Genomic DNA, 22,702 nt, shown 5'->3' on the forward strand with positions numbered 1-22,702 from the left:
AGGCGGCCAACTCCAAACGGGCTTCGGCTTCGTAGGTAGCCACCGGCAGCGAAAGTTTTCCCAACAAATCGTTACCTTCCCGTGATTTAAAAGCACGAAACCGAGAAGCCCAAACTGCTCATGGTGACGCCCATTTTCCGAATTTCCGACTACCAGCAGGCCGTGGCCTTCTATGTTGACTGGCTGGGGTTTCGGATTGATTGGGAAGAGCGGCCCGCCAACGGCCCGCTCTACATGCAGGTATCGCGCGGCAACATCGTACTGCATCTCACCGGCTACGAGCCCGGCAGCTGCTCCGGCTGTTCCATGGCCATGGCCGAAGTCAACGGCCTGTTTGCCCTGCACCGCACCCTGCTGCAACGCAACCCGCCCTGCCCCCCGCCCAACCTGGAACGCACCACCTGGAACAACAAAGTGATGCAGACCCAGGTCACCGACCCCTTCGGCAACTGCCTGGTATTTGTAGAGGTCTGCGCGTAGGCGCGGCCGGCGCACCGGCTCAGCAAGGGGGCTCAGAGCAACTTCGCTTTTGGGGTACTGAGTTAAGAGTTAAGAGTTAAGAGTTAAGAGTTAAAAAAAATCAGATACAATGCGTTTTAACTTTTAACTTTCACCTTTTAACTTTCTTTCAGGGCTGGATAAAATACGCGGCGCGCGCGGCACTCCGCAGGGATGGGTGGGCGTTGCGCGCCGGTGCCCCACTGGCCGCCACCAGGCCAGTAGCCGGAGAGTCCGTGGTAGTACGGAGGGCGAAATACCAACTAGTGGGTATTGCTGCCCTCCCGGGGAGCGGCTTCATTTGTAGGGGCGAGACTTCGCCCCCGGCGCTGGTTGGCTGCGCCTGGCCCAAGAGCTGGCCGCGGTGGCTGCTGCCGTATGAAGAACAACTACTGGGTTGGCCATGTACTGCTGGTGCTGCTCGGGCTGGGGCAGGCCACCGGCGGCCGGGCGCAGCAGGCTCCGCCCCGCAACCCCCGCCTCGACTCGCTCGAAGCGCGCCTGCCCCAGCTCACGCAGGCCGATACCAACCGCGTGAACACCCTGAACGAGCTGATTTGGGAAAACCGCGACAGCCACCCCGCCCGCGCCCAGCAGCTGGCCACCGAGGCCCTGGCGCTGGGCCAGCACCTGCGGTTTCGGCGCGGCATCGCCAAAACCTACATTCTGCGCGGCATCATCTACGCTACTACGGGCCGGTTTGAGGCTTCGATTGCTGACTTTGAGCAGTGCCGCCGGCAGCGGGCCGCGCTGGGCGACTGGCAGGGCGTGGCCGGAGCCATCAACAACATTGGGGAGGCCCAGGCCGGCCTGGGGCGCTACCGCGCGGCGGTGGCCAGCTACGTAGCTGCCCTGCGCCTGGAGCAGCGCTACGGCACCCCCGAGCGCATCGCGGCTGACCTGGCCAACCTCGGGACCGTGTATTTCCAAATGGGCCAGTACGGCCGGGCCCTGGCTTACCAGCAGCACTATCTGCGCCTGCCCGGCCGCGTGTCCGACGCCCACAACGACGCCCTGGCCTACCAAATGATGGGCGAGAGCTTTGAAAAGCTGGCCCGGTCCGACTCGGCGCTGCACTACTTTGGGCGGGCGGCCAGCACCAGCCACGGCCACGGCAACCCGCGCGGCGAAGCGCAGGCCCAGCTAGGGTTGGGCCGGGTGCTGGCCGCCCGCCGGCAGTACCCGGCCGCCGCGGCCCGCCTGGGCCAGGCCCTGGCCCAGGCCCGGCAGGTAGAGGACCAGCCCACGGCCGCCGCCAGCCTGAACGCGCTGGGCCGGCTGGCCCTAAGCCAGCAGCAGCCGGCCGCCGCCCGGCAGCAGTTTGGCGAAGCCTACACGCTGAGCCGGCGGCTGAAAGCCCGCGAAGCCACCCGCGAAGCCCTGGCCGGACTGGCTGCCAGCGCCCGCCAGCTGGCCAACTACCGGGCCGCCGCCGACTACGGCCAGCAGCTGGCCACCCTCCGAGACTCGCTACTGACGGAGGCCAGCACCCGGCAGATTGCCGAGCTGCACATCAGCTACGAGTCGGAGCAGCAGGCGGCCGAAAACCGGCTGCAAGCCGCGCAGCTGCGCACGCAGCAGCAGATTATCCGGCGGCGCAACGTGCAGCTGGGGGCCGGGCTGGCCACGGCCCTGCTGGGGGCCGGGCTCGCCTACCTCCTCTACGGGCGGCACCGGCTGCGCCAGCGCCTGGCGCACGAGCAGGAGCGCCAGCTCCTGCAACAGCAGCGCACCACCGCCGTGCTCGAAGCCGAGGAGAACGAGCGCCGCCGCATCGGCGCCGACCTGCACGACGGCGTGGGGCAGCTCATCACCGCCGCCCGCCTCAACCTCAATGCCCTGGACCGCGACCTGGCCACGGCCGCGCCCGCCACCCTGCACCTGCTGCTCGACAACGCGCTGAGCGTGCTCGACGAGTCGTTTCGGGAGGTGCGAAGCATTTCGCACAACCTCATGCCCAATGCCTTGCTGAAGCTGGGCCTGGTAGCGGCCGTGCGCGATTTCCTGAGCAAAATGGTGTCGGATGACGGCCTGCGGGCCGATGTGCAGCTCTTCGGCCTGGAAGAGCGCCTGCCGCCGATGGTGGAAAGCGTACTGTTCCGGGCCATTCAGGAGCTGGCCCAGAACATTGTGAAGCATGCCCGGGCCAGCGTCATCACCCTGCAGATTGTGCGCGGCGACAACGAGCTGACCGTGATGGTGGAGGACAATGGCGTAGGGTTCGACCCGCAGGCCCCCCGGCCCGGGGCCGGCATTGGCTTGTCCAACATCGAAACGCGGCTGGCCTACCTCGGCGGGCAAGCGTATTTCGACGCGGCTCCCGGCCGGGGCACCATTGTGACGCTGACCGTGCCGCTGGCGGCCGCCGCGCCGTAGAACCGAGGACCCCAAATTTTCAATTCGGCCCGTGCGCGCAGTCAGCGTTGGTCGTTCGCCCGGGCCGAATTGAAAATTCGGGGTACTTGGGCAATGTTTCTTGCTTTACAGCACGATAAGCTTTTCGCGCAGGGCGTACTGCACCAGTCCCACGGCCGACTTGCAGCCGGTTTTGGTGAAGATATTTTTCCGATGCGTTTCGACGGTGCGCTCGCTGATATTGAGCTGGTCGGCAATGTCGAGGTTTGATTTTTCCCGGGCGATGAGCTGGAGAATCTCGGTTTCGCGCGGCGTGAGCCGGGCGGCCTGCACGTTGGCGGGCTGGGCCTGGCGCGGCAGCTGGTCGAGGAGCAGGCTGGCTACTTCGGGGCTGAAGTAGGTGTTGCCGGCCGCCACGCGCCGGATGGCCGTGACCAGCTCGGGGCCCAGCAGGTTTTTGAGCAGGTAGCCCACGCCGCCCGCGGCCAGCACTTCCTGCACGCTGGCCACGTCGTAGGCCATGCTCAGCGCCAGCACCCGCACCCGCGGAAACTGCTCCCGGATATGCCCAATGAGCTCGATGCCCGGCATGATGGGCATGTGCAGGTCGACGAGGGCCACGCCGATGCCGGGATGAGCGCGGAGCTGCGCCAGCGCTTCGGGGCCCGAGGTGGCCGTGGCTATTACCCGCACGCCACCGTTGGGCCGCAGCAGGGTGCGCACACCTTCCAGCACCAGGCGGTGGTCGTCGACCAGCAGCACACATATATCGTCAGTAACAACTTGCTCCATGAGACAGACACAGGGGTGACCGAGAACAGCACATCGGCTTGAAAGTTGGCCCGCAGTGCGCACCGCAAGCGTGACGCTGCGTGTATCGTAACCACCAACGGGCTTCCAGGGCCCAGCTTACTGCAAATATGCATAAAATCAGATAGCAATAAGCACAAGCTCCGCAAGCGGCGGCCGATGGCGGCCGGGCGCGCCGGCACAAGCGGTGTATCCGTGCTGGCACGGAGGTGAGGACGCGCAAAAATACCCGCCGGCACGGATTGTACCGTGCTAAGAATAAAAGGAGTTTTGCAGTGCCCTACCCGTGGCTTGCCGGGGTGGGGCCGGGTATTCCAATTGGTTTAGGCCGGGGGGTGTCCATCGCATTCGTCACTTCATCATTCTCACCTCTTTTTTCATGAAAAACCTCTCCGCTTCCCTTCTCTTCGTGCTGCTGGCGCTGGCCGGCCAGCTATCGGCCCAAACCATCCGCCGGGTGAACAACAACGGCATCACCGGCACCAACATCTACGTCGACCTCACGGCGGCCCAGACGGCGGCCAGCAACGGCGACATCATTCAGGTGGAGCCCTCCACCACCGTGTACCCGGCCTTCACCTGCACCAAGCAGCTTACCATTGTGGGGCCGGGCTATTTCCTGGCCGAAAACCAGCCGCCGGCCTTGCAGGCCAGCGTCATTCCGGCTACCATCAGCTCCATCAACTTTAACCCCGGCAGCGCGGGCACCAACGTGTCGGGCCTGAGCAGCAACACCACCTGGTACATCAACGCCAACAACATCACGGTGCAGCGGTGCTACCTCACGGGCTACATCTACCTGGCCTTCGGCTCGAACACCAGCGGAGCCGTGCTGCGCCAGAACTACTTCTACGGGGTGCAGGAGTCGAGTGTGAGCACCAACTCGCTTATCACCAACAACATCATGTTTGCCGGCGGCACCACCATCAACGCAGTGGGGGCCACGGGCGAATTCGCGAACAACTCCTGCCTCGGCTCGCCGGTGAGCCTGAACAACTTCACGGTGCGCAACAACTACTTCAACAGCACCTTCACGCCCACGGCCAACACCAACTGGGCCTACAATTTCTTCACCAGCTCCACGCTGCCCACGCTGGGCACGGCCAGCAATAACACCGCCAACGTGCCGGCCGCCTCGGTATTTACCCAAACCACGGGCGCGGGGCAGCACGATGCCTGGTACAAGCTGAAAACCGGCACGAACCCCGCCGTGGGCGCCGGCCAGGGCGGCATCGACATCGGGGCCACGGGCAGCGCCACCGGCTACGGCTACAAGTTTGGTGGGCAGCCGGCTATTCCGGCCATCTACCAGCTCAACCAGAGCGTGACGGGTAACAACCTGAACGTGACCCTGGGCACCCGCTCGAACAACTAAGGCCCGGTTCTGCTCATGCAACGCTATTCTTCTTCGCCCCCCGGCCCCGCCGGCGGGCGGCTGCGCGCCGGCTGGCTCCGGGTGGTGGCCCTGCTGCTGCTGCTCCTGCTGGGAGCCACCGTGCGGCGCGGCCACGGCCAGACCATTGCCCGCGCCGAGTACTTCCTCGACGCCGACCCCGGCCTGGGGGCGGCGACGGCCTTCGTGCTGCCGGCCACCCCGGCGGCCGACCTGCCCGGCCTGTCGGCCACGGCAAACATCAGCAGCCTGAGCACTGGCTTCCACCAGCTGGGCGTGCGCTCGCAGGATGCCAACGGCACCTGGAGCCTGACCAGTCGCCGGGCGTTTTATTACGAGCCGCTGGCCGCCAGCACCCTGCCCAACATCACGAAGGCCGAGTATTTCCTCGACACCGACCCCGGCTTTGGGGCGGCGACGGATGTTGCGATTGCCACGCCCGCCGCCGACGTGAGCGGGCTGGCCTTCACGCCCAACCTCAGCAGCCTGAGCACTGGCTTCCACCAGCTGGGCGTGCGCACCCGCGACGCCAACGGCACCTGGAGCCTGACCAGCCGCCGGGCATTTTATTACGAGCCGCTGGCCGCCAGCACCCTGCCCAACATCACCAGAGTCGAGTATTTCCTGGATGCCGACCCCGGCTTTGGCAGCGCCACCGACCTACCCGTGACGGCCGCCCCCAACCTGAGCGGCGTGGCCGTGACGGTGCCACTGGGCAGCCTGAGCGCCGGTTTCCACACGCTGAGCGTGCGCAGCCGGGATGCCGCCGGCAAGTGGAGCCTGACCAGCGTACGGGCGTTTTACTACGAGACGAGCCTGGCTGCCGCGCCCAACGTGAACAAAATCGAGTACTACTTCGATGCCGACCCTGGCTTTGGCAGCGCTACCGACGTGCCGGTACCCACGCCGGCCCCGGACCTGGCCAGTTTTAGCTTTGTGGCCGATGCCAGCGCCCTCGCCGATGGCGCGCACCGCGTATTTTTCCGCACCCGCGATGCCAACGGCAAGTGGAGCCTGGTGAGCAGCCGCAGCTTCGTGAAGAACGGCTGCGCCAGCTCGGCCAACCTGGCGGCGGGCCTGCCCGGTGCCAGCTACGGCATTGGGGGCTCGGTGGGCAACGCGCCGGAGCTGGCCTTCAACACCGACCCGGCTGCGCCGACTATCGGCAACGCGCCCTACATCTACAGCAACAGCTACATTCAGGCCGATTTGGGCACGCCCCAGACCCTGACCGAGATACGAGCCAAATTCACGGCCCCCACCCTCACCAACCTCACCCTGCTGGTGCAGACCGCCCCGGCCGTGGGCGGGCCCTACACCACGGTGGACACCTACACGGCCACGCTGGCCGCCAACGCCACCAACGCGGTGGTGCGCACGCTGGCCACGCCCGCCACGGGCGTGCGGGCGCTGCGCCTGCTGCTGCAAAACTCGGCCAGCACTTACGTGATAACCAGCGGCGCGGGCGCGTACTACTTCAACTGCGCCGGGCCCATCATCACCGGTTTCACGCCCACGGGCGGCGGGCCGGGCACTGCGGTTACCCTCACCGGCACCAACCTGAGCGGGGCCACGGCCGTGACGTTTAACGGGGTGGCGGCCAGTGCGGCCACCATCAGCGGCAACACGGCCACGGGCCTGACCGTGACGGCCCCGGCCGGGGGCAGCACCGGGCCCATCTGCGTGACCACGCCGGCGGGCACGGCCTGTTCGAGCGCGAGCTACGCCTACCCGCCCACCATTGCCACGGGCACGGTATCGCCGGCGGCGTTTTGCAGCAGCACGCTCATTCAGGTGCCGTTCACGACGAACACGGCCAGCTATGGCGCGGGCAACAGCTTCCGGTTTCAGCTTTCGGATGCCAGCGGCAACTTCACAGCCGGCTCGCGGCTGTACGGCAACCTGATTAGCAGCAGCGCAAGCGGCGGCGTGCTGCGCGATTCGGTGGCCCTGCGCACGCCCGCCGGCACCGGCTACCGGGTGCGGGTGGTAGCTTCGAACCCCGCCACCACGGGCACCGACAACGGGACGAACCTGACGATTTATGGTACGCCCGCGGCCACCGCCAGCAGCAACTCGCCGGTGGCATTTGGCGGCACCATTCAGCTGGTGGCCCAGCCCACGGGGCAGACCGGGATGGGCAGCTACGCCTGGTACGTCCAGTACACCAGCGGCGGTGGCACGGCTTTCGTGGGCGTCGGCCAGACCCTGAGCCTGCCCAACGCCCAGCCCAACCAGAGCGGCAAATACTTCGTGTATGTGAGCAGTCCGAACGACTGCCGGGACTCGGCCAGCGTGCGGGTGCTGGTGCAGCCCAACGCGGTGCCGGTGCTGGCCATGAGCCAGTTCGCCTTCAGCGGCTGCGCGGGCGCGACGTTCAATGCCGGCTTCTCGGTGACGGGCAACAACTTCGCCAACGGTAATACCATTTCGGCCCAATTGTCGGATGCCGGCGGCTCGTTTGCCGCGCCCACGGTCATTGGCTCGGCGGCCTTCACGGGCCAGGGCTCGGGGGCGATTTCGGCCACCCTGCCCACCAATACGCCCACCGGCAGCGGCTACCGCATCCGCCTCGTGGGCTCGAACCCGGCCGTGACCAGCACCACCGACAACGGCTCGAACCTGACCATCACGACCCAGCCCGGCGCCACGGCCAGCAGCAACTCGCCGGTGGCATTCGGCGGCAGCATTCAGCTCACGGCCGCCACGGTGGCCGGCGCGTCGTATTTCTGGACCGGCCCCGGCTTCTCGTCGGGCAGCCAGAACCCGACCATTCCGAACGCCACGCCGGCCAACAGCGGCACTTACACGCTCTTCGTGACCGTGAACGGCTGCCAGAGCCCCGGCGCACCTACTTCCGTGACGGTGAACCCCTCGGCGCAGCCCATCCTGGCTGTTTCGCAGTTTGGCGGCTCGCTGTGCCCCGGCACGGGTCTGAACATCGGCTTTTCGGTGACGGGCAACGGGTTTGGCGCGGGCAACACCATCACGGCGCAGCTTTCCGATGCCAGCGGCTCGTTCGCGGCTCCGGTGGCCATTGGGTCGGTGGCTTTCACCGGACAGGGTGGCGGCACGATTTCGACGGTGGTGCCGCAGGGCACGGCGGCGGGCGCGGGCTACCGCATCCGGCTGGTGGGCTCGAACCCGAGCGTGACCAGCACGACGGATAACGGCGCGAACCTGACCGTGCCCACCACCCTGGTGGCCACGGCCGGCAGCAACTCGCCCATCGCCTCGGGCGGCACCTTGCAGCTGAGCGCCGGCCCCAACGGCGCGGCCACTTACCAGTGGTACGTGAACTACACCAGCGGCGGCACGGCCTTCATCAGCAACCAGCAAAACCCCACCTTCAACGGCGTGACCCCGGCTTCGTCGGGCTTCTACTACGTGTACGTGACGCAGGGCGGCTGCACCGATTCGGCCTCCGTGCGGGTACTGGTGAGCCCGCCCGCCACGACTACGCTCACGCTGAACCCGTTCTCCGGGCAGTTTTGCGCGGGCAATCTGTACGCGGTGACCTACGCCGTGGGCGGCGCGGGCCTGAGCAACGGCACCATCACGGCGCAGCTCTCGGACGCGGGCGGCTCCTTTGCCGCACCGGTGGTGCTGGGCAGCGTGAACTTCAACGGGACGACGAGCGGCCAGAGCATCGGCTTCGGCATTCCGCCCGGCACGGTGGCGGGCACCGGCTACCGGATTCGGGTGGTGAGCACCAACCCCAGCCTGACCAGCGCCGACAATGGCTCGAACCTGACCATCAGCAACCTGACCACCGTGGTGGCCGGCTCCAACTCGCCGGTAGCTTCGGGGGGGCTGATTCAGTTCAGCAGCAGCGGGGTGCCAGTGGGCGCTACCATCGGCTGGGCCGGCCCCAACGGCTTCAGCAGCAGCCAGGCCAGCCCGAGCATTGCCAACGCCAACGCGGCCAACGCGGGCACCTACAGCTTCACGGCGAGCCTGAACGGCTGCTCGGTGACGCGCTCGGTGCAGGTGGTGGTGGGTGCGCCAACCATCGTTATTGCCACGGGCACGGTGAGCGGCTCGCTCTGCCCCGGCTCGCCCATTGCAGTGCCATATTCGGTGACGACGGGCAGCGTGAACGGCGGCAACACCTTCACGGTGCAGCTGTCGGATGCCAGCGGCTCGTTTGCCTCGCCGGTTAGCATCGGCGCGGTAGCGAGTGCGGCGGCCAGCGGCACGATTGCGGCAATTATTCCCCTCAGCACCCCGGCCGGCAGCGGCTACCGGGTGCGCGTGGTGGCCGACAACCCGGCCGCCGTGGGCTCCGACAACGGCTCGAACCTGACCGTGGGCACCCTCACCTTCGCCTGGACGGGCGGCCTGAGCGCCGACTGGTTCGACGGCCGCAACTGGAGCTGCGGGCAGGTGCCCACCGCCACCAGCGTGGTGCTGATTCCGACCGGCCTCGGCACCTACCCGGTGGTGGGCAGCGGCACGGCCCAGGCCCTGAACCTGACCGTGCAGACCGGCGCAACCCTCACGCTGAGCGCCACGGCGGGCTTTGCGCTCTACGGCAACGCGGTGTATAACGGGACCTGCTTCGCCACCCGCACCAGCACCTGGACGTTTGCCGGCAGCGGCACCCAGACGGTGAGCGGCAGCACGCCGCTGCAATTCGGCAACGTCGTCATCAACCCCGGCGTGACGGTGCAGGCGGCCAACGTGCTGTGCGTGTACGGCAACTGGACCAACAACGGCACCTTCCTGAACGGCGGCAGCAGCTACGGCGTGGTCTTCAACGGGCCCACCGGCTTCACGCAGCTCATCGGCGGCAGCTCGGTCACGACCTTCTACAACGTGACCATCGACCCGAATACGAGCGTGAGCCTGGGCCTGAATGTGGTGTTCGCCGGCAACCTGGTGGTGAACGGCGGCTTCGCGGCCGGCGGCTACGCGGTGGTGTTCAGCGGCACCACGGCCCAGACCATCGGCGGCGCGGGCACGACGACCTTCTCCGGCATCACCATCAGCAACACCGTGGGCCTGACGCTGGTGAGCAACATCACCGTGCTGGGCAACTGGATTAACAACGGCCTGTTCTTCGGCGGCTCGTACTCGGTGATTTTCGGCGGCACGGTGGCCCAGCTTATCGGCGGCACGCAGGTCACGAACTTCTACAACGTGACGTTCCAGAACCCCGTTTCCGTGACCCTGACGCAGAATATCTACGTGCTGGGCGGCTTCGCGAACTCGGGCGTGTTCTACGGCTATCAGGTAATTGGGGGCGTCACGACGGGCTACTTCGTGCGCTTCGGCGGCAGCATAGCCCAGGTGATTAACGCCAACGCGACCACCTACTTCTACCACTTCTACGCCGACAACGCGGCCGGCGTGAGCCTGGCCACCAACATCTACATCGCCGGCAACTACTACCTGTACGCGGGCAGCTTCAGCCCCGGCACCTTCACGGTGTACTTCAACGGCACCGAAGGCCCCGGCTTCGTGCAGACGGTGGGCGGCTACACGGCCTTCAGCTTCTACGGCTGGAACATCGGGAGCGGCGCGTACGTGCGCCTGCTCCAGAACGTGACCTGGCTGGGCAGCTTCGCCAACGCGGGCACCTTCTACGGCTACAACCTGGTGGGCGGCGTGTACACGGGCTACACCGCCAGCTTCGGCGGCACGGGCGCGCAGGTCATCGGCGGCGGCGGGATTTACGAGTTCTGGCACGTCACCTGGAACAACCTGGCGGGCATCACGCTCAACCAGAACATCAGCGTGTGGGGCAACTGGCTGAACAACGGCGGCTACCTGGCCAACGGCTACCTGGTCAATTTCCTGGGCAACGTAGCCCAGACCATCGGCGGCGCGGTGAATACCGTTTTCCACCACGTCACCATCACCAACGCGGTGTCGGTGGCGCTGTTGCAACCCATTACCGTATTCGGCAACTGGGCCGGCGCGGGCGTGTTTCTCGGCAACGGCTACCTCGTGTATTTCAACGGCACGGCGGCCCAAACCATCTTCGCCGGGCTGAATACGCGCTTCTTCGACCTGCGCTTCAGCAACCCGACCACCGTCACGCTGCTCTCGAACATCTACCTGGCCGGCAACTGGACGCACGACGGCGGCTTCGTGGCCAACGGTTTCCGGGTGTTCTTCGGCGGCACGGGCGCTACGCAAATCATTGCGGGCACCGTCCTCACTCAGTTCCACCACCTCGCCATTCTGAATGGGGCGCAGGTGCAGTTGGGTCGCATCGTCAGCATCCTCGGCGACTGGACGAACAACGGCAGCTTCCTGCACGGCAACTTCACGGTGACGTTCAGCGGTAGCATCGCCCAGCTAATCGGCGGCAGCACGCCCACGATTTTCTACGGCCTCACCTTTGCCAATACCGGCACCGTAACGCTGGCCCAGAATATCCGGGTGCGCGGCGGCTGGCTGAACAACGGCGTATTCGCGCCGGGTAGCTTCATCGTGTATTTCGATGGCAGCATCGCGCAGGTGATTGGCGGCAGCGCCGTCAGCACCTTCTTCGGCCTGAACATCCTGAACACGGTGGGCGTGAGCTTGAGCGGCCCCATCTTCATCGCGGGCAACCTCGTGAACGACGGCCTCTTCAGCTGCGCCAGCTACCTGGTGACGTTCAACGGCACGGCTTTGCAGAACATCGGGGGCCTGAGCACGACCATCTTCGGCAACATCACGACCAACAACGCCGGGGGCGTGGCCCTGGGCCAGCACATCCGGGTGCGGGGCGATTTCCGCAACCTGGCGCTGTTCACGGCCGGCGGCTACATCGTGTATTTCGATGGCAGCCTGGCCCAAAGCATCTACTCGACGGGCACGCTCACGTTCCACGACGTGGTGTTTGCCAATACGCTGGGCGTGACCCTGCAGAACAACATTTTCCTGACCGGTAACTGGACCAACAACGGCGGCTTCCTCGCCAATGGCCAGCGGGTCACGTTCGCGGGCTCGGTGCTGCAGCTCATCGGTGGCACGGTCAACTCACTGTTTCACCATTTCACCATTTCACCGAGCGCCAGCGTGCAGCAGAACCTGGGCATTACGCTGCTCGGCGACTGGACGAACAACGGCAGCTTCCTGCACAACTCGCTGCTGGTGTACTTCAACGGCACGGTGCTGCAAACCATCGCCGGCTCGGCCCTGAGCATCTTCTACGACGTGACGTTTAACAACGCCGTGAACGTGAGCCTGGGCCAGAACATCGACGTGGTGCGCAACTTCGTGAACCAGGGCGGCTACTGCGGCTGCGGCTTCCGCACCCGCTTCAACGGCACGGTGCCGCAAAGCATCAGCTGCACCTCGGGCCGCACCCGCTTCCACGACCTCACCTTTGCCAACCCGGCCGGCGTCACGCTGCTCGATGGCATCTACGTGAGCGGCCTGTGGGTGAACAACGGCGGCTACCTGGCCAACAGCCAGACGGTGATTTTCGACGGCACAGCCCTGCAAACCATTGGCGGCACGGTGCTGAGCGCGTTCTACAACGTGGGCATCACCAACGCGGTGAACGTGCAGCTGCTGCGCGACATCACCGTGGGCGGGTTCTGGAACAACACGGGCCGCTTCGGCGGCAATGGCTTCGGCGTCATCTTCAACGGCCTGGCGCTGCAAACCATCACCACCACCGGCGCACTGGCCCGCACCAGCTTCCACCACGTAACGTGGGCGAACCTGGTGGGCGGCGTGCTGGCCGGCGACCTCTACGTGGCGGGCAACTGGTTCTGCAACGGGCCCTTCAACCCGGCCACCTACACGGTGTACTTCAACGGCACCGTGGCCCAGACCTGCGGCGGGCTGACCCAGCTTCGCTTCTTCGGCCTGAGCTGCGCGAACCCCGCCGGCGTGACCTATACCGGCCCCGTCTACCTGCTCGGCAACTTCGTGAACACCGGCCTGGTGAGCTGCGGTACCTTCGGCTGGTACTGCGTAGGCACCACGGCCCAGGCCATCGGCGGCATCTCGACCACCCCGACGCGGTTCTACGACCTGTTCATTCAGAACCCCACCGGCGTCACGGCCACGGATAACTGGTTCCTGACCCGCGTGCTGACCCTGACCACCGGCAACCTCGCCGCCAACGGCCACCTCACCCTCACGAGCAACGCCACCGGCACCGCCATGGTAATTAATCCCGTGGGCGGCGGCGTGGTCACGGGCGTCGCGACCATGGAACGCTTCATCACGGGCCTGAGCGGCGCGGCGGGCTACCGCCACTACTCCTCGCCCATGAAGCTGAGCGGCAACGGCATCAGCACCACCATGCAGGAGTTTGCCGACGACCTGCCGGTGTTCGAGCTGAACCCGGCCTACAACACGGCGGGCAATTCGGCCACGCCCTTCCCCACCCTGTTTCAATACGACGAGACGCGCCTCACGGCCGCCAGGCCGGGCTTCGACGATGGCTGGATGGTACCCACCGCCAGCCAGGACCTGCTGCCCCTGCGCGGCTATACCGCCCAAACCCTCCCCACCACCACGGTGGACATTGCGGGCCTGCTGCAAACCGGCAACGTGAGCTATAGCCTCGGCCGGGGCAGCCTGGCCAACTCCGGCTGGCACCTGCTCGGTAACCCCTACCCCGCTCCCATGGACTGGGACGTGGTGCGCAACCCGCTGAACAACATGCTCAGCGGCGTGGCCGATGCCCTCTACGTGTTTCAGCCCAGCGGCCAGTACACCGGCACCTACCAGGCCTACGTGAACGGCCTCGGCCAGAACGGCGGCACCAAGGACCTGGCCGCCATGCAGGGCTTCTTCGTGCGGGCCACCGCCCCCACGGCCAGCGTGAGCTTCACCAACGCGGTGCGGGCCACCAGCTACTTATCACCCACCTTCAACCGCCAAAACCCGAACAGCCAACAACCAATAGCGAACAACCCGAAACCAGTCCTCCGCCTCGAAGCCCGCAACGTGGCCACCGCCACCGCCGACGAAACGGTTATCTACTTTGAGCCGGCCGCCGCCCTGGGCTTCAGCCCGCGGCACGATGCCTACAAGGTGCAGCTCAACGGCAACGGCCGCCCCAGCCTCTGGAGCCAGGCCGGGACCGAGAGCTTCGCCGTCAACGGCCTGCCCAACCTGGCCACGGCCCCCGTCGTTCCCCTCGGGGTGCGCGTGAGCGTGGACGGGACCCACGAGCTGGTGCTCACCGGCCTGACCGATGCGCCCACCGGCACGCAGGTCTGGCTCGAAGACCGGGTGCTGAACCGCCGCCAGAACCTGGCCGCCAGCCCCCACTACGCCTTCTCGATGCTGGCCAGCTTCGCCGGCCCGCGCTTCTACCTCAACTTCGTGGCCGCCTCGCCGCTGGCCGTTACCACCGGCCAGCTGGCCGCCCGCACCGCCCTCTACCCCAACCCCACCACCACCCGCGCCACCCTCGAGCTGGCCGGCCTGCGCGAGCAGGGCCCCGTGAAAGTGGAGGTAGTGAACGTGCTGGGCCAGACCGTGCAGCAGCTGAGCGCGAAGCCCCGGCAAGGCTTGCTCACCGAAACCCTCGACCTGAGCGCCCTGCCCACCGGCATCTACACCGTCCGCATCCACACCCAGGAAGGCACGGTCATGAAGCGCCTGATGAAGGAATAGCACGAGTACCCCGAATTTCCAATTCGGCCGCCAGAACAACATTCGTTCAACGAGCCGAATTGAAATTTCGGGGTATTCGTGCTGCCGCTCAAGCTGCAAAAAGCCTCGCCAGTATCTGATGAGGCTTTTTGCGTTTAGTTGAGATGACTTGGCGGGCAGCGGCGGGCCGGCCACGGAAGCCTCGGAACCAGGCCACCGAAGCCGGCCAGCGAGATGATATGGCACTGGTACTGCTGCTGGCAACAGGGCCAGGCGGCGGGCGAAAGCAGGCGTTTTCATGGGCAAGGGGAGGGTGATTGGTGATTGAATAACCCAAACTTACCAGCCACCTCAAGCGGATAAAACGCATTTTCAGCCAGCGGTAAATCTGCTGGCTACACGGGCGGATGAAAGGCTTAAGCACTTGTGCAGAAGTAACCGTATTCGAGTCGGGTCTGCCGGTCCGACCGCCCTAGGCGGTCGGACCGGTTGAAGCAACAACGATTTCGGGCCACCGGCAATCGGTCGGACCGCCTAGGGCGGTCGGACCGGAGCATACGCTTACTTCTGCACGAGTACTCAATAGCCGCCAGCCAGCCGCCCAACCACGGCACTCTTACCCGGCAGCCGGAAACTTTTGTGCCCGCTGTTGCGTGTAGAAGATGCTTGCTGGCCCAGCCAGCGGCCCAAAGGATGCGGCCCGGTTGCGGGCCGGACTTGGTTTTCACCCTGCTTTATCCGAATTTCCATGCGTCAATTCCTATTCATTGCGGGGCTGGCACTCGCGTGCGGGGGCCAGTCGGCGTCGGCCCAAGGCACCCGCGTCGCGCCCGCATCCGCCGGCAGCGCCCAAAGCCGCATTGCCCTGGCTACCCGCGCGGCAGCCAGCGCCAAGCCCATGCGGCTGGCCTGCGCCCCGCTATTGGGAGTAGTTTTCGACCCCAATGGCCAGCCGTTGGTGGGGGCCACGCTGCTTGTGAAAGGCACTCACCAGGTATACGTCACTGATTCAGAAGGAAAATTCCAGCTTACCGATGCTATTTACCAAGGACAGGAGCTGACGGTGGGCGCGGCCGGCTACCGCCCGCAGGACATCGCGCTGGAAGACTGCTCCCTGCCGCGCCTGGTGCTGGAAAAACTGCCCGGGGCCCACATCAAGCGCACCGGCAAGCGGGCGGGCCAGGTTATCCGCCTCGACAACCGCAGCACCAACATGCGCTAGCTGGCTGCAACTTCCGCGTCGCACACGTCATAAAAGCTGAACGGGCCGCCCACGATTGTGGGCGGCCCGTTCAGCTTTTACACTTTTCGGCAGAATCAGGCGGGTTTTACTTCGCTCCCAGGGCGGGCAGCATCACCTTCAGCTCAACCGAATACAGGCGGCCGATGAAGGGCGAGGCCACGAACTCGCGCATTTTGGTGTCGAACAGGTTCACGACCTGAGCCGAGGCGGTGAGGTAGGAGCTCAGGCGGTAGCCGGCGCTCACGTCCACAGTGGTGAAGCCGCCGAGGGGGCCGTAGTTCCAGGTGCGGCCGAAGCGGGCGTTTTCGCGCACGCCGAGCGTAGGGTTGGCGGCGGCGGCCACGTTGATGCCGGAGTAGAAATCGTAGGCCTGCACGTAGCGGCCGAAGATGGAGCCGAAGAACTTCTTGCCGCTGTAGTTCAGGGCCAGGCTGCCTTTGTGGGCGGGCGTGTTGATGGGCAGGTCTACTTCGCGCTGCACTTTGCCGTCCTTGTTGCCGTCGTTGTTCAGGTCGTTGGTGTCGAGCTTGAAGCCGAAGTACGAGTAGTTCAGGGCCAAACTCAGCGAGGACGTGAGGTAGTAGCTCAGGCCCAAATCGGCCCCGTAGGTGTCCACCTGGCCGAAATTGACGTAGGTGAGCACCGTGGCCGCGCCGGCTTCGGGCGTGCCGGGCACCACTTCCGACATCGGCGTGTCGCCGCGCTTCACCACTTTGCGCCCCAGCGTGGCAATGTTGATGGCCGGGCTCAGGAAGTTCTTGGAGCGGTTGTAGTAGGCGTTGGCATCGATGAAAAACTTGGGCGTCACCTTGCCCTTGTAGCCCACTTCCACGGTCTTGATGGTTTCTACTTTCAGCTTGTTGATAACCGTGCCGTCGCTGAGCGTGAAGCCCTGGCCGTTGCCGAGCAGCAGGCCGCCGAACAGGTAGCCGTCGAGGTTGAGGATGGTGGGGGCGGCGATGCCCTGGCCGTAGGTCAGGCGCAGGTTCTGGTCGTTGAGGGACCACACCAGGCCGCCTTTCGGGATAAAGTTGAAGCCGTACCGGTCATGCTGGTCGGCGCGGGCGGCGGCGATTAGCTTGAAGTGGCCCGGCAGCACCAGCTCGCCCTGGGTGTAGAGGCCGATTTGGTTGATAACGATGTCGCCATCGCGGTCGAACAGGTAGGTATTTTGGCTGAACGCCATGTCGCGCTGGTACTGCGTGCCCACCACGAGGTTGAAAATGCCGAACGTGTTGTTGTACTGCACTTCGCCGTTGAGGCGGCGCGAGGCATCTTTAAACACCGGACCGCGCTTCAGCGCCACGCCCGCCGTGGTGGTTTTGCCAAACCACTGCTCGGCGTAGGAGCGGCTGCGGGCCTCTTCTTCGCTAAATCCGGCATCCTTGAAGCTCAGGTAGTTCTGGGTGCGCTGGTTGATGGCGTAGGTGTCAGCCGTCTTACTCCAGGTGTTATAGACCTGCGCAAACCAGCGCGGCGACACGTAGCGGGCGTGCAAATACTGCACGCTCCAGTCCTTAATCTGGTTGCGGCCAGCATTGGTCTGGCCCAGAAAGCTCGACTGGTTGCCGCCGTACGACACGATGATGTCGGCCTTGTCCGTCAGGCTGTAGTACACCGCCGCCTCGCCGTGCAGGCTCTTGAAGGTGCGGTCCAGGTCAATTTCCTTCTCGGCGTGGAAGATGCCCGGGCTGGCCGGCGTCGTCGGTGTGGCCGCCGTTCTGAAGGCCGTGTTGGTGTAGTACACGGTATCGGTGTAGGCGAAATCCTCGCCCCGCGTGTACTCGCCCGTCACCTTAAACGCCAGCTTGGAACTGAGCACCTGCGCGTGGCGGAAGCGGCCCGAAAACACGCTCTGGTTGCCCAGGCCCAGCGCCACCGTAGTGCCGGCCGTCCGGCGCGGGTCTTTGCTGATGGTGTTCACCAGACCGTTGTGGGCATTAGGCCCATACAGCGCGGCCGATGGCCCCAGCACCACTTCAATGCGCTCAATATCCTCCTTCACCACGCTGGTGAGCGGGCCGAGCGGCAGGCCGGTGGCGATGAGCGTGGACAGCCGCGCATCGTTCATCTGCAGATTTTTGGGGTTGAAGGCGCTGTTGAAGCCGCGCACGTTGATGCCCGCGCCCAGCACGCCGCTGCGGATGTAGTCCACGCCTTTCTGGCGGGCCAGCAGCTCGCCCACGTTGAAGGACGGCAGCTCGTCAATCTGTCGGGCGTTTATCACGCTGATGGTGGCCGGGGCCTCGGTCAGCTTCTCGGGGCGGCGCGAGGCCGATACCACCACTTCGCCGGCCATCACGGAGGCCTGGGTCAGGCCCACGGTGCCCAGGTCCACTACTTCCTGGCTCACTGCTACGGTGCGCGGCGGCAGCTCGTAGCCGATGTAGGAAAACACCACTTTGTAGGTGCCGGGCTTGAGGCCGGTAATCGAGAATTCGCCACCGTTGCCGCTGGACGTGCCCGTGGTAGTGCCGGCCACCACAATGCTCACGCCCGGCAGGGGCTCGTTGCTGGCCGCATCGGTCACGCGGCCGCGCACGCCGCCGCCCTGGGCTGCCACCCCCAATGCCTGAATCACCAGCAGAAAAAGGAGTAAAAGTCGAGAAGCCATATGCGTTGCAGTTGAAAGGGTTGAGTGGGATTTTGAGTCGGAGAGCAGCAGTGGAACGAATCTACTGGCCTCCCCCACCGGCCACCCCGCCGCGCCTCAAATAAGCAAGGTGGACTTAACCGCCCGCGCCCCGTTCAAAGCCTCGCAATATGCTGTTATTCAAATGATTTCCACCGGCTGCACCAGCACGGACTTTATCCGGCCGCAGAGGTGTGGAATGCAGGATTTTACCTCGTTCAACTGGTCTTCGAGCAGCCGGCGCTTGTGCGGATTGCTGAAATGCGGCTGGCCGGAGCCTCCAATCAGCGCCACCAGCTGGTCGTCGTCGATTTCGTTCTCCACGTAGCGGCTGATGTGGTAGTACCACTCCAGCGTGGGCACGTAGTTGGGGCGGGTGCGGTAGTCGGCCTCCTTTTGCAGCAGGTGGTGCCGGTGGCAGGTGCGCAGCAGCTTGTCGTACTTCTCCTGCAGCACCAGCGCCTGGAAGTAGGCCACGAAGAAAATGTGCCAGCGGTGGGCCAGAATCTCCTTGGCGTTGTCGCGCAGGAAGCTGTCGGCCAGCTTTTCGCCGTCGGCGGGCTGGCCGTTCAGGTTCAGGCACTTGATGTAGAAAGCCATGAAGCCGATTTTGTTGCGCACGTTGTTCGTGTGCCGCACCGATGGAAACGACTGCTTCATGAGGGCCAGCGCCTCGTGGATTTTACCCTGCCGCAGCAGAATCGCGCTGTAGTTGTTGAGGTAGTGCAGGTGGTCGGTGTTCTTCTGCTTGATGCTGAGATAGCCGAACTCCTCGGCCTGCTGCAGCACATCAAACTTGGAGTGCAGCAACACGCTGTTGGCGTAGTAGTTGAACAGGATGCGGCGCGAGTAGAACATGCCCTGCCGCAGCAGCCCATCCAGGGCCTCGTACACGGCCTTCAGCTTGTCGAACTCCGAGTAGTTGAAGTACAGAAACGTGAGCCGCACCACCGCGAAATAGCGGTTCAGGCCATCGAGCGTGTCGTCGTAGAACGTGGCCAGCAGCCAGGGCTCCCACTGCCGGCTCTCGGTGGGGGTGCGGGTGTATTGGCTCGTGATGTCGAGCGTGGCCTGGTGCAGCTGGGCAAACGTGGCCTTGCTCTGCTCGTAGGCCGCCCGTTGCTGCTCCACAAACTGGGCCACCAGCTGGTGCTCCTTAAAGCGCATCCGCACCAGCAGAAACTGCTGGTAGCTCAGGGTCAGCTCGTAGAATTTCACAAAGTAGAAGGCCGGCTTGTCGTAGCGCACAATGGCCTGGAGCAGCGCCTTTTCCTCGGCCGGGCCGATGGAATCGGTCATGATTTGCTGGTCGAGGGCGTTGAGGTGCACCAGGTGCTTGTCCACGTCGATGCTGGCCAGGCGCTGCTGCACCCACTGCATCAGGTTAGAATACTTGCGCTTGTCGATGTCGGGCCGGAAGGCCACCGGCGTGCGCGGGTGGTGGCAGTTGTAGGCCAGCGTTTCCAGAATCTCGCGATTGTCGGCATCCTGAAACTGCTGCACCTGTTGCAGCCAAGCCACTTCGTGCGGCAGCACATCGGCGGCAAACTCGGCGAACTTCTCTAGTTTTCTCTTCACAGAATAGCGGCGTAGGTGGGCGGGGCGTCCAATTTACCGGAAATATTCAGGTTGGAAGGTGGTGGGGTGCAGGCATAAAAAAAGCGCGGGGTTAGCGCGCTTTTCTGGGGTTGTTGATGTGGTTTAGAAAGGTCATGCGGCCGGCACATAAATCACCTTTCCTTGGTCGCCGCAATAATAAAAACTGTCGTCCTTCTTCGTAAAAACAATCTTTTCATCGTGTATTACCTCCAGCGTTTGGCTATCAACCCAACGAGCAGATACAGTCCTTCCTTGCTCTTCAAAATAAAATACCGACCCACCGCCACCTGATTCCCAGAAAATCGCAGAGCCAGTTTGTGAGTAAACTCCATTTACAAATTCTTCGCTAGCTTCAAATACCTTCCTTCCATCAGGAGCAACTGCTTTCACAAGCTGTACTGTCGAAAATTCAAACTTTGGTTTTACTCTGCGTTTGGGCTTTTCCTTTTCCAACGAAATTTGGTTCAAGAACTTATCAAGAATATTCTTCCGCTTTTCTAAAACCCTGTCCGTAGTGCCAGGCCCTTTCCATAGTTCGAGGTCGATACCACTCTCAATAATTGCCTTGACTTGTTCAAAGATTTTTGGGTCGAGTGACTTGGTTTCCCATTGAGCTAATGCCAAAGCAAATAGCGCGTTGTTCCTATCATCATAATCATCGAACATCTCGGCAAATTCATCAACAATCTGCTTTGAAATATCCTGAATATTTGCTCCTTGATTGTAGAGGTCAAAGAAGTTCTGATAAATATCAAGAAAAGTATCGTTGCCGTTAATGGCTGTGCTCCAAGCTCCCATTGATTTGTTTACTGCCTTCTAGAATCTGATTTTACTAATGCAAGGTAACAGTGTCGATTCGCAACTATGGACTCAAAGCGTCTGATTTTAGCGCGATGCCTCGCTACGTTCTGCATGACGTTCTTTATTTTACAAACGCCGCCACCAGCTTATTAAACTCCGCCGCCTGTTCATAATGCGCGAAGTGGCTGGCTTCGGGCAGCAGCACTTGTTGCGCGTGGGGCAGGCGGGCCACGCCGGCGGCCGCCACGGTTACGTGCTCATTAAGGGGTGCACCTCGAAGTAGTGCCACACCCAGCGCAGCAGGGCCACACTGCCCCACGCCACCAGCCCAAACACCACCAAAAAGAAAAGCAGCAACAGCGCCACCAGGCCCTTGCCGCTACCCTGATGCTGCCCCTCGACGTAGTGCCGACGCAGCAGGGCCACGTTGCGCTCGTTGCTTTTGTAGGCGAAATCGAACAGGTTGCCCAGAAGCGGAATGGCCCCGACAATGGTATCGAGCAGGATATTGAAGGCCATGCGCACCACTACCGCGCCGCTGGCTCCGTGGCGCATCATAGTTAGCAGCAAGGCCCCCGAAACGGCTAGCGTTGATAGGTCGCCGGCCACGGGTATCAGGCCCAGCAGCGGGTCGAGACCGAAGCGGAACCGGGTGCCGGGCAGCCGGAACTGGCTATCCATAAGCCGGGCGATACGCGCCACCCAGCGCAGCCGCTCGTCGGCATCGAAGGAATTGGGCACAGAAGAGGGTTTGGGCAGGGCCATATACGGGAAAGTAGTATGGCCCCTATACGCCCGCCAGCGGGAGACGGACGCCTGGGCCTCTCCCACAATAGGGCTGGCGTTGCGCTCGCATTCCTGAGTCTTCGCTACCGCACAAACGCCGCCACCAGCCGGTTGAACTCCGCCGCCTGCTCGTAATGCGCAAAGTGGCCGGCTTCGGGCAGCAGCACTTGTTGCGCGTGGGGCAGGCGGGCCATGCCGGCGGCCGCTACCTGGGCGGTGGTGAGCTGCGGGTGCAGCGCCCGGTTGGGAATCAGGAAATCCTCGGCCCCGAATACGACCAGCGTGGGCTGCTGCACCTGCGGCAGGCGCTCGAAAATGGGGCCGTCGAGCATACCGGCCATGCTCTTGACCACCGTGAGGGCGTAGAGGCCGAAGTCGTCGCACTGCATCATGCGCAGGCGCTCGGTTATCCAGAGGTCCACGGCCGGGGGCATGCGGTAGAAGTTGTACTTGTGATTGGCGCGCACCTGGGCCTCGGGCGTGTGCCGGATGGACGCCACCGTGTAGAAGGCGCGCAGCTGCTCCCGCTCGGGCACGGTGAAGGTTTCGAAGCCGGCCGGCGAGGTGAGGACCAGCTTTTGGGCATCGGCGGGGTATTTTAGGGCCAGGGTCACCGCAATCTGGCCGCCCATGCTGTGGCCCACCAGTGTCACGTTTTTGAGGTGCAGCTTCTGGATGAATTGGTGGAGCACCTCGGCGTAAAAATCCATGGTGCCGGGGTAGTGGCCTTTGGAGGATTTGCCGTAGCCCGGCAGGTCGAGGGCCAGGCAGCGGCTGCTGCGGCTCAACTCGGGGAGGGTGCGCTCCCAGGCCCGCACGTAGCTGCTCAGGCCGTGGATGAAAATGAGGGTGTTGCTGCCCTGGCCGGCATCGACGTAGGCGATTTCCAGCGAATCGGCCAGCGCCACGCGGCGCTCGGGAAAGCCGTAGGGGCCAATAACCTGGCGGATAGGCTCGGTTTGCGTCGGAGATGACATCGCCGGGAAGCTTGCGGTGAGAAGGAGGAAAAGGAGGGTAGAGACGCAAT

12 protein-coding genes are annotated in these 22,702 nt (G+C 64.1%); 5 read left to right on the top strand and 7 right to left on the bottom strand.

Annotation, left to right across the window (positions count from 1 at the left end):
• Positions 1-120: 120 nt before the first annotated feature.
• Complete coding sequence (locus tag ABD819_RS09695; RefSeq protein ID WP_345123577.1) at positions 121-480, top strand: glyoxalase superfamily protein; 360 nt, start codon at positions 121-123, stop codon at positions 478-480.
• Between the two features lie 396 nt (positions 481-876).
• On the top strand, positions 877-2,874 hold the full coding sequence (locus tag ABD819_RS09700) for a tetratricopeptide repeat-containing sensor histidine kinase (protein WP_345123579.1): 1,998 nt from the start codon (positions 877-879) through the stop codon (positions 2,872-2,874).
• A gap of 105 nt (positions 2,875-2,979) precedes the next feature.
• Here the strand turns inward: ABD819_RS09700 and ABD819_RS09705 are convergent, their stop codons facing one another.
• Positions 2,980-3,645, bottom strand: a complete 666-nt coding sequence (locus tag ABD819_RS09705) for a response regulator (RefSeq protein WP_345123582.1) — start codon at positions 3,643-3,645, stop codon at positions 2,980-2,982.
• Positions 3,646-4,042: 397 nt separating this feature from the next.
• Here ABD819_RS09705 and ABD819_RS09710 point away from each other — a divergent pair, with 397 nt between their 5' ends.
• The 3 genes from ABD819_RS09710 to ABD819_RS09720 all read left to right on the top strand — a co-directional run bounded on the left by ABD819_RS09710 (position 4,043) and on the right by ABD819_RS09720 (position 15,836).
• Complete coding sequence (locus ABD819_RS09710) at positions 4,043-5,038, top strand: hypothetical protein (RefSeq protein WP_345123584.1); 996 nt, start codon at positions 4,043-4,045, stop codon at positions 5,036-5,038.
• A 15-nt stretch (positions 5,039-5,053) separates the two neighbouring features.
• A complete protein-coding gene (locus ABD819_RS09715; RefSeq protein ID WP_345123587.1) occupies positions 5,054-14,635 on the top strand; it encodes a T9SS type A sorting domain-containing protein in 9,582 nt (3,193 codons plus the stop codon).
• Between the two features lie 727 nt (positions 14,636-15,362).
• The gene (locus ABD819_RS09720) at positions 15,363-15,836 is read left to right on the top strand and encodes a carboxypeptidase-like regulatory domain-containing protein (protein ID WP_345123589.1); all 474 of its coding nucleotides are present in this window, start codon (positions 15,363-15,365) and stop codon (positions 15,834-15,836) included.
• A gap of 106 nt (positions 15,837-15,942) precedes the next feature.
• Here ABD819_RS09720 and ABD819_RS09725 read toward each other — a convergent pair whose 3' ends face one another.
• From ABD819_RS09725 to ABD819_RS09750, 6 genes are all read right to left on the bottom strand, one after another.
• Positions 15,943-18,471 (bottom strand): TonB-dependent receptor, encoded by a 2,529-nt coding sequence (locus ABD819_RS09725; protein WP_345123591.1) that lies wholly within the window; start codon positions 18,469-18,471, stop codon positions 15,943-15,945.
• A gap of 159 nt (positions 18,472-18,630) precedes the next feature.
• Positions 18,631-20,067 (bottom strand): hypothetical protein, encoded by a 1,437-nt coding sequence (locus ABD819_RS09730; RefSeq protein WP_345123592.1) that lies wholly within the window; start codon positions 20,065-20,067, stop codon positions 18,631-18,633.
• 132 nt (positions 20,068-20,199) lie between these two features.
• A complete protein-coding gene (locus tag ABD819_RS09735) occupies positions 20,200-20,886 on the bottom strand; it encodes a hypothetical protein (protein ID WP_345123594.1) in 687 nt (228 codons plus the stop codon).
• 124 nt (positions 20,887-21,010) lie between these two features.
• Entirely contained in the window at positions 21,011-21,178 is a 168-nt protein-coding gene (locus tag ABD819_RS09740) for an alpha/beta fold hydrolase (RefSeq protein WP_345123597.1), read from the bottom strand.
• Positions 21,139-21,654, bottom strand: coding sequence for a DUF4112 domain-containing protein (locus ABD819_RS09745; RefSeq protein ID WP_345123599.1), 516 nt, complete (start codon positions 21,652-21,654; stop codon positions 21,139-21,141). Before ABD819_RS09745 ends, ABD819_RS09740 begins: the two co-directional genes overlap by 40 nt.
• Positions 21,655-21,758: 104 nt before the next feature.
• Positions 21,759-22,652, bottom strand: a complete 894-nt coding sequence (locus tag ABD819_RS09750; RefSeq protein ID WP_345123602.1) for an alpha/beta fold hydrolase — start codon at positions 22,650-22,652, stop codon at positions 21,759-21,761.
• Between the last annotated feature and the right edge of the window lie 50 nt (positions 22,653-22,702).

The organism is Hymenobacter antarcticus, assembly GCF_039539545.1.
GTDB lineage: Bacteria > Bacteroidota > Bacteroidia > Cytophagales > Hymenobacteraceae > Hymenobacter > Hymenobacter antarcticus.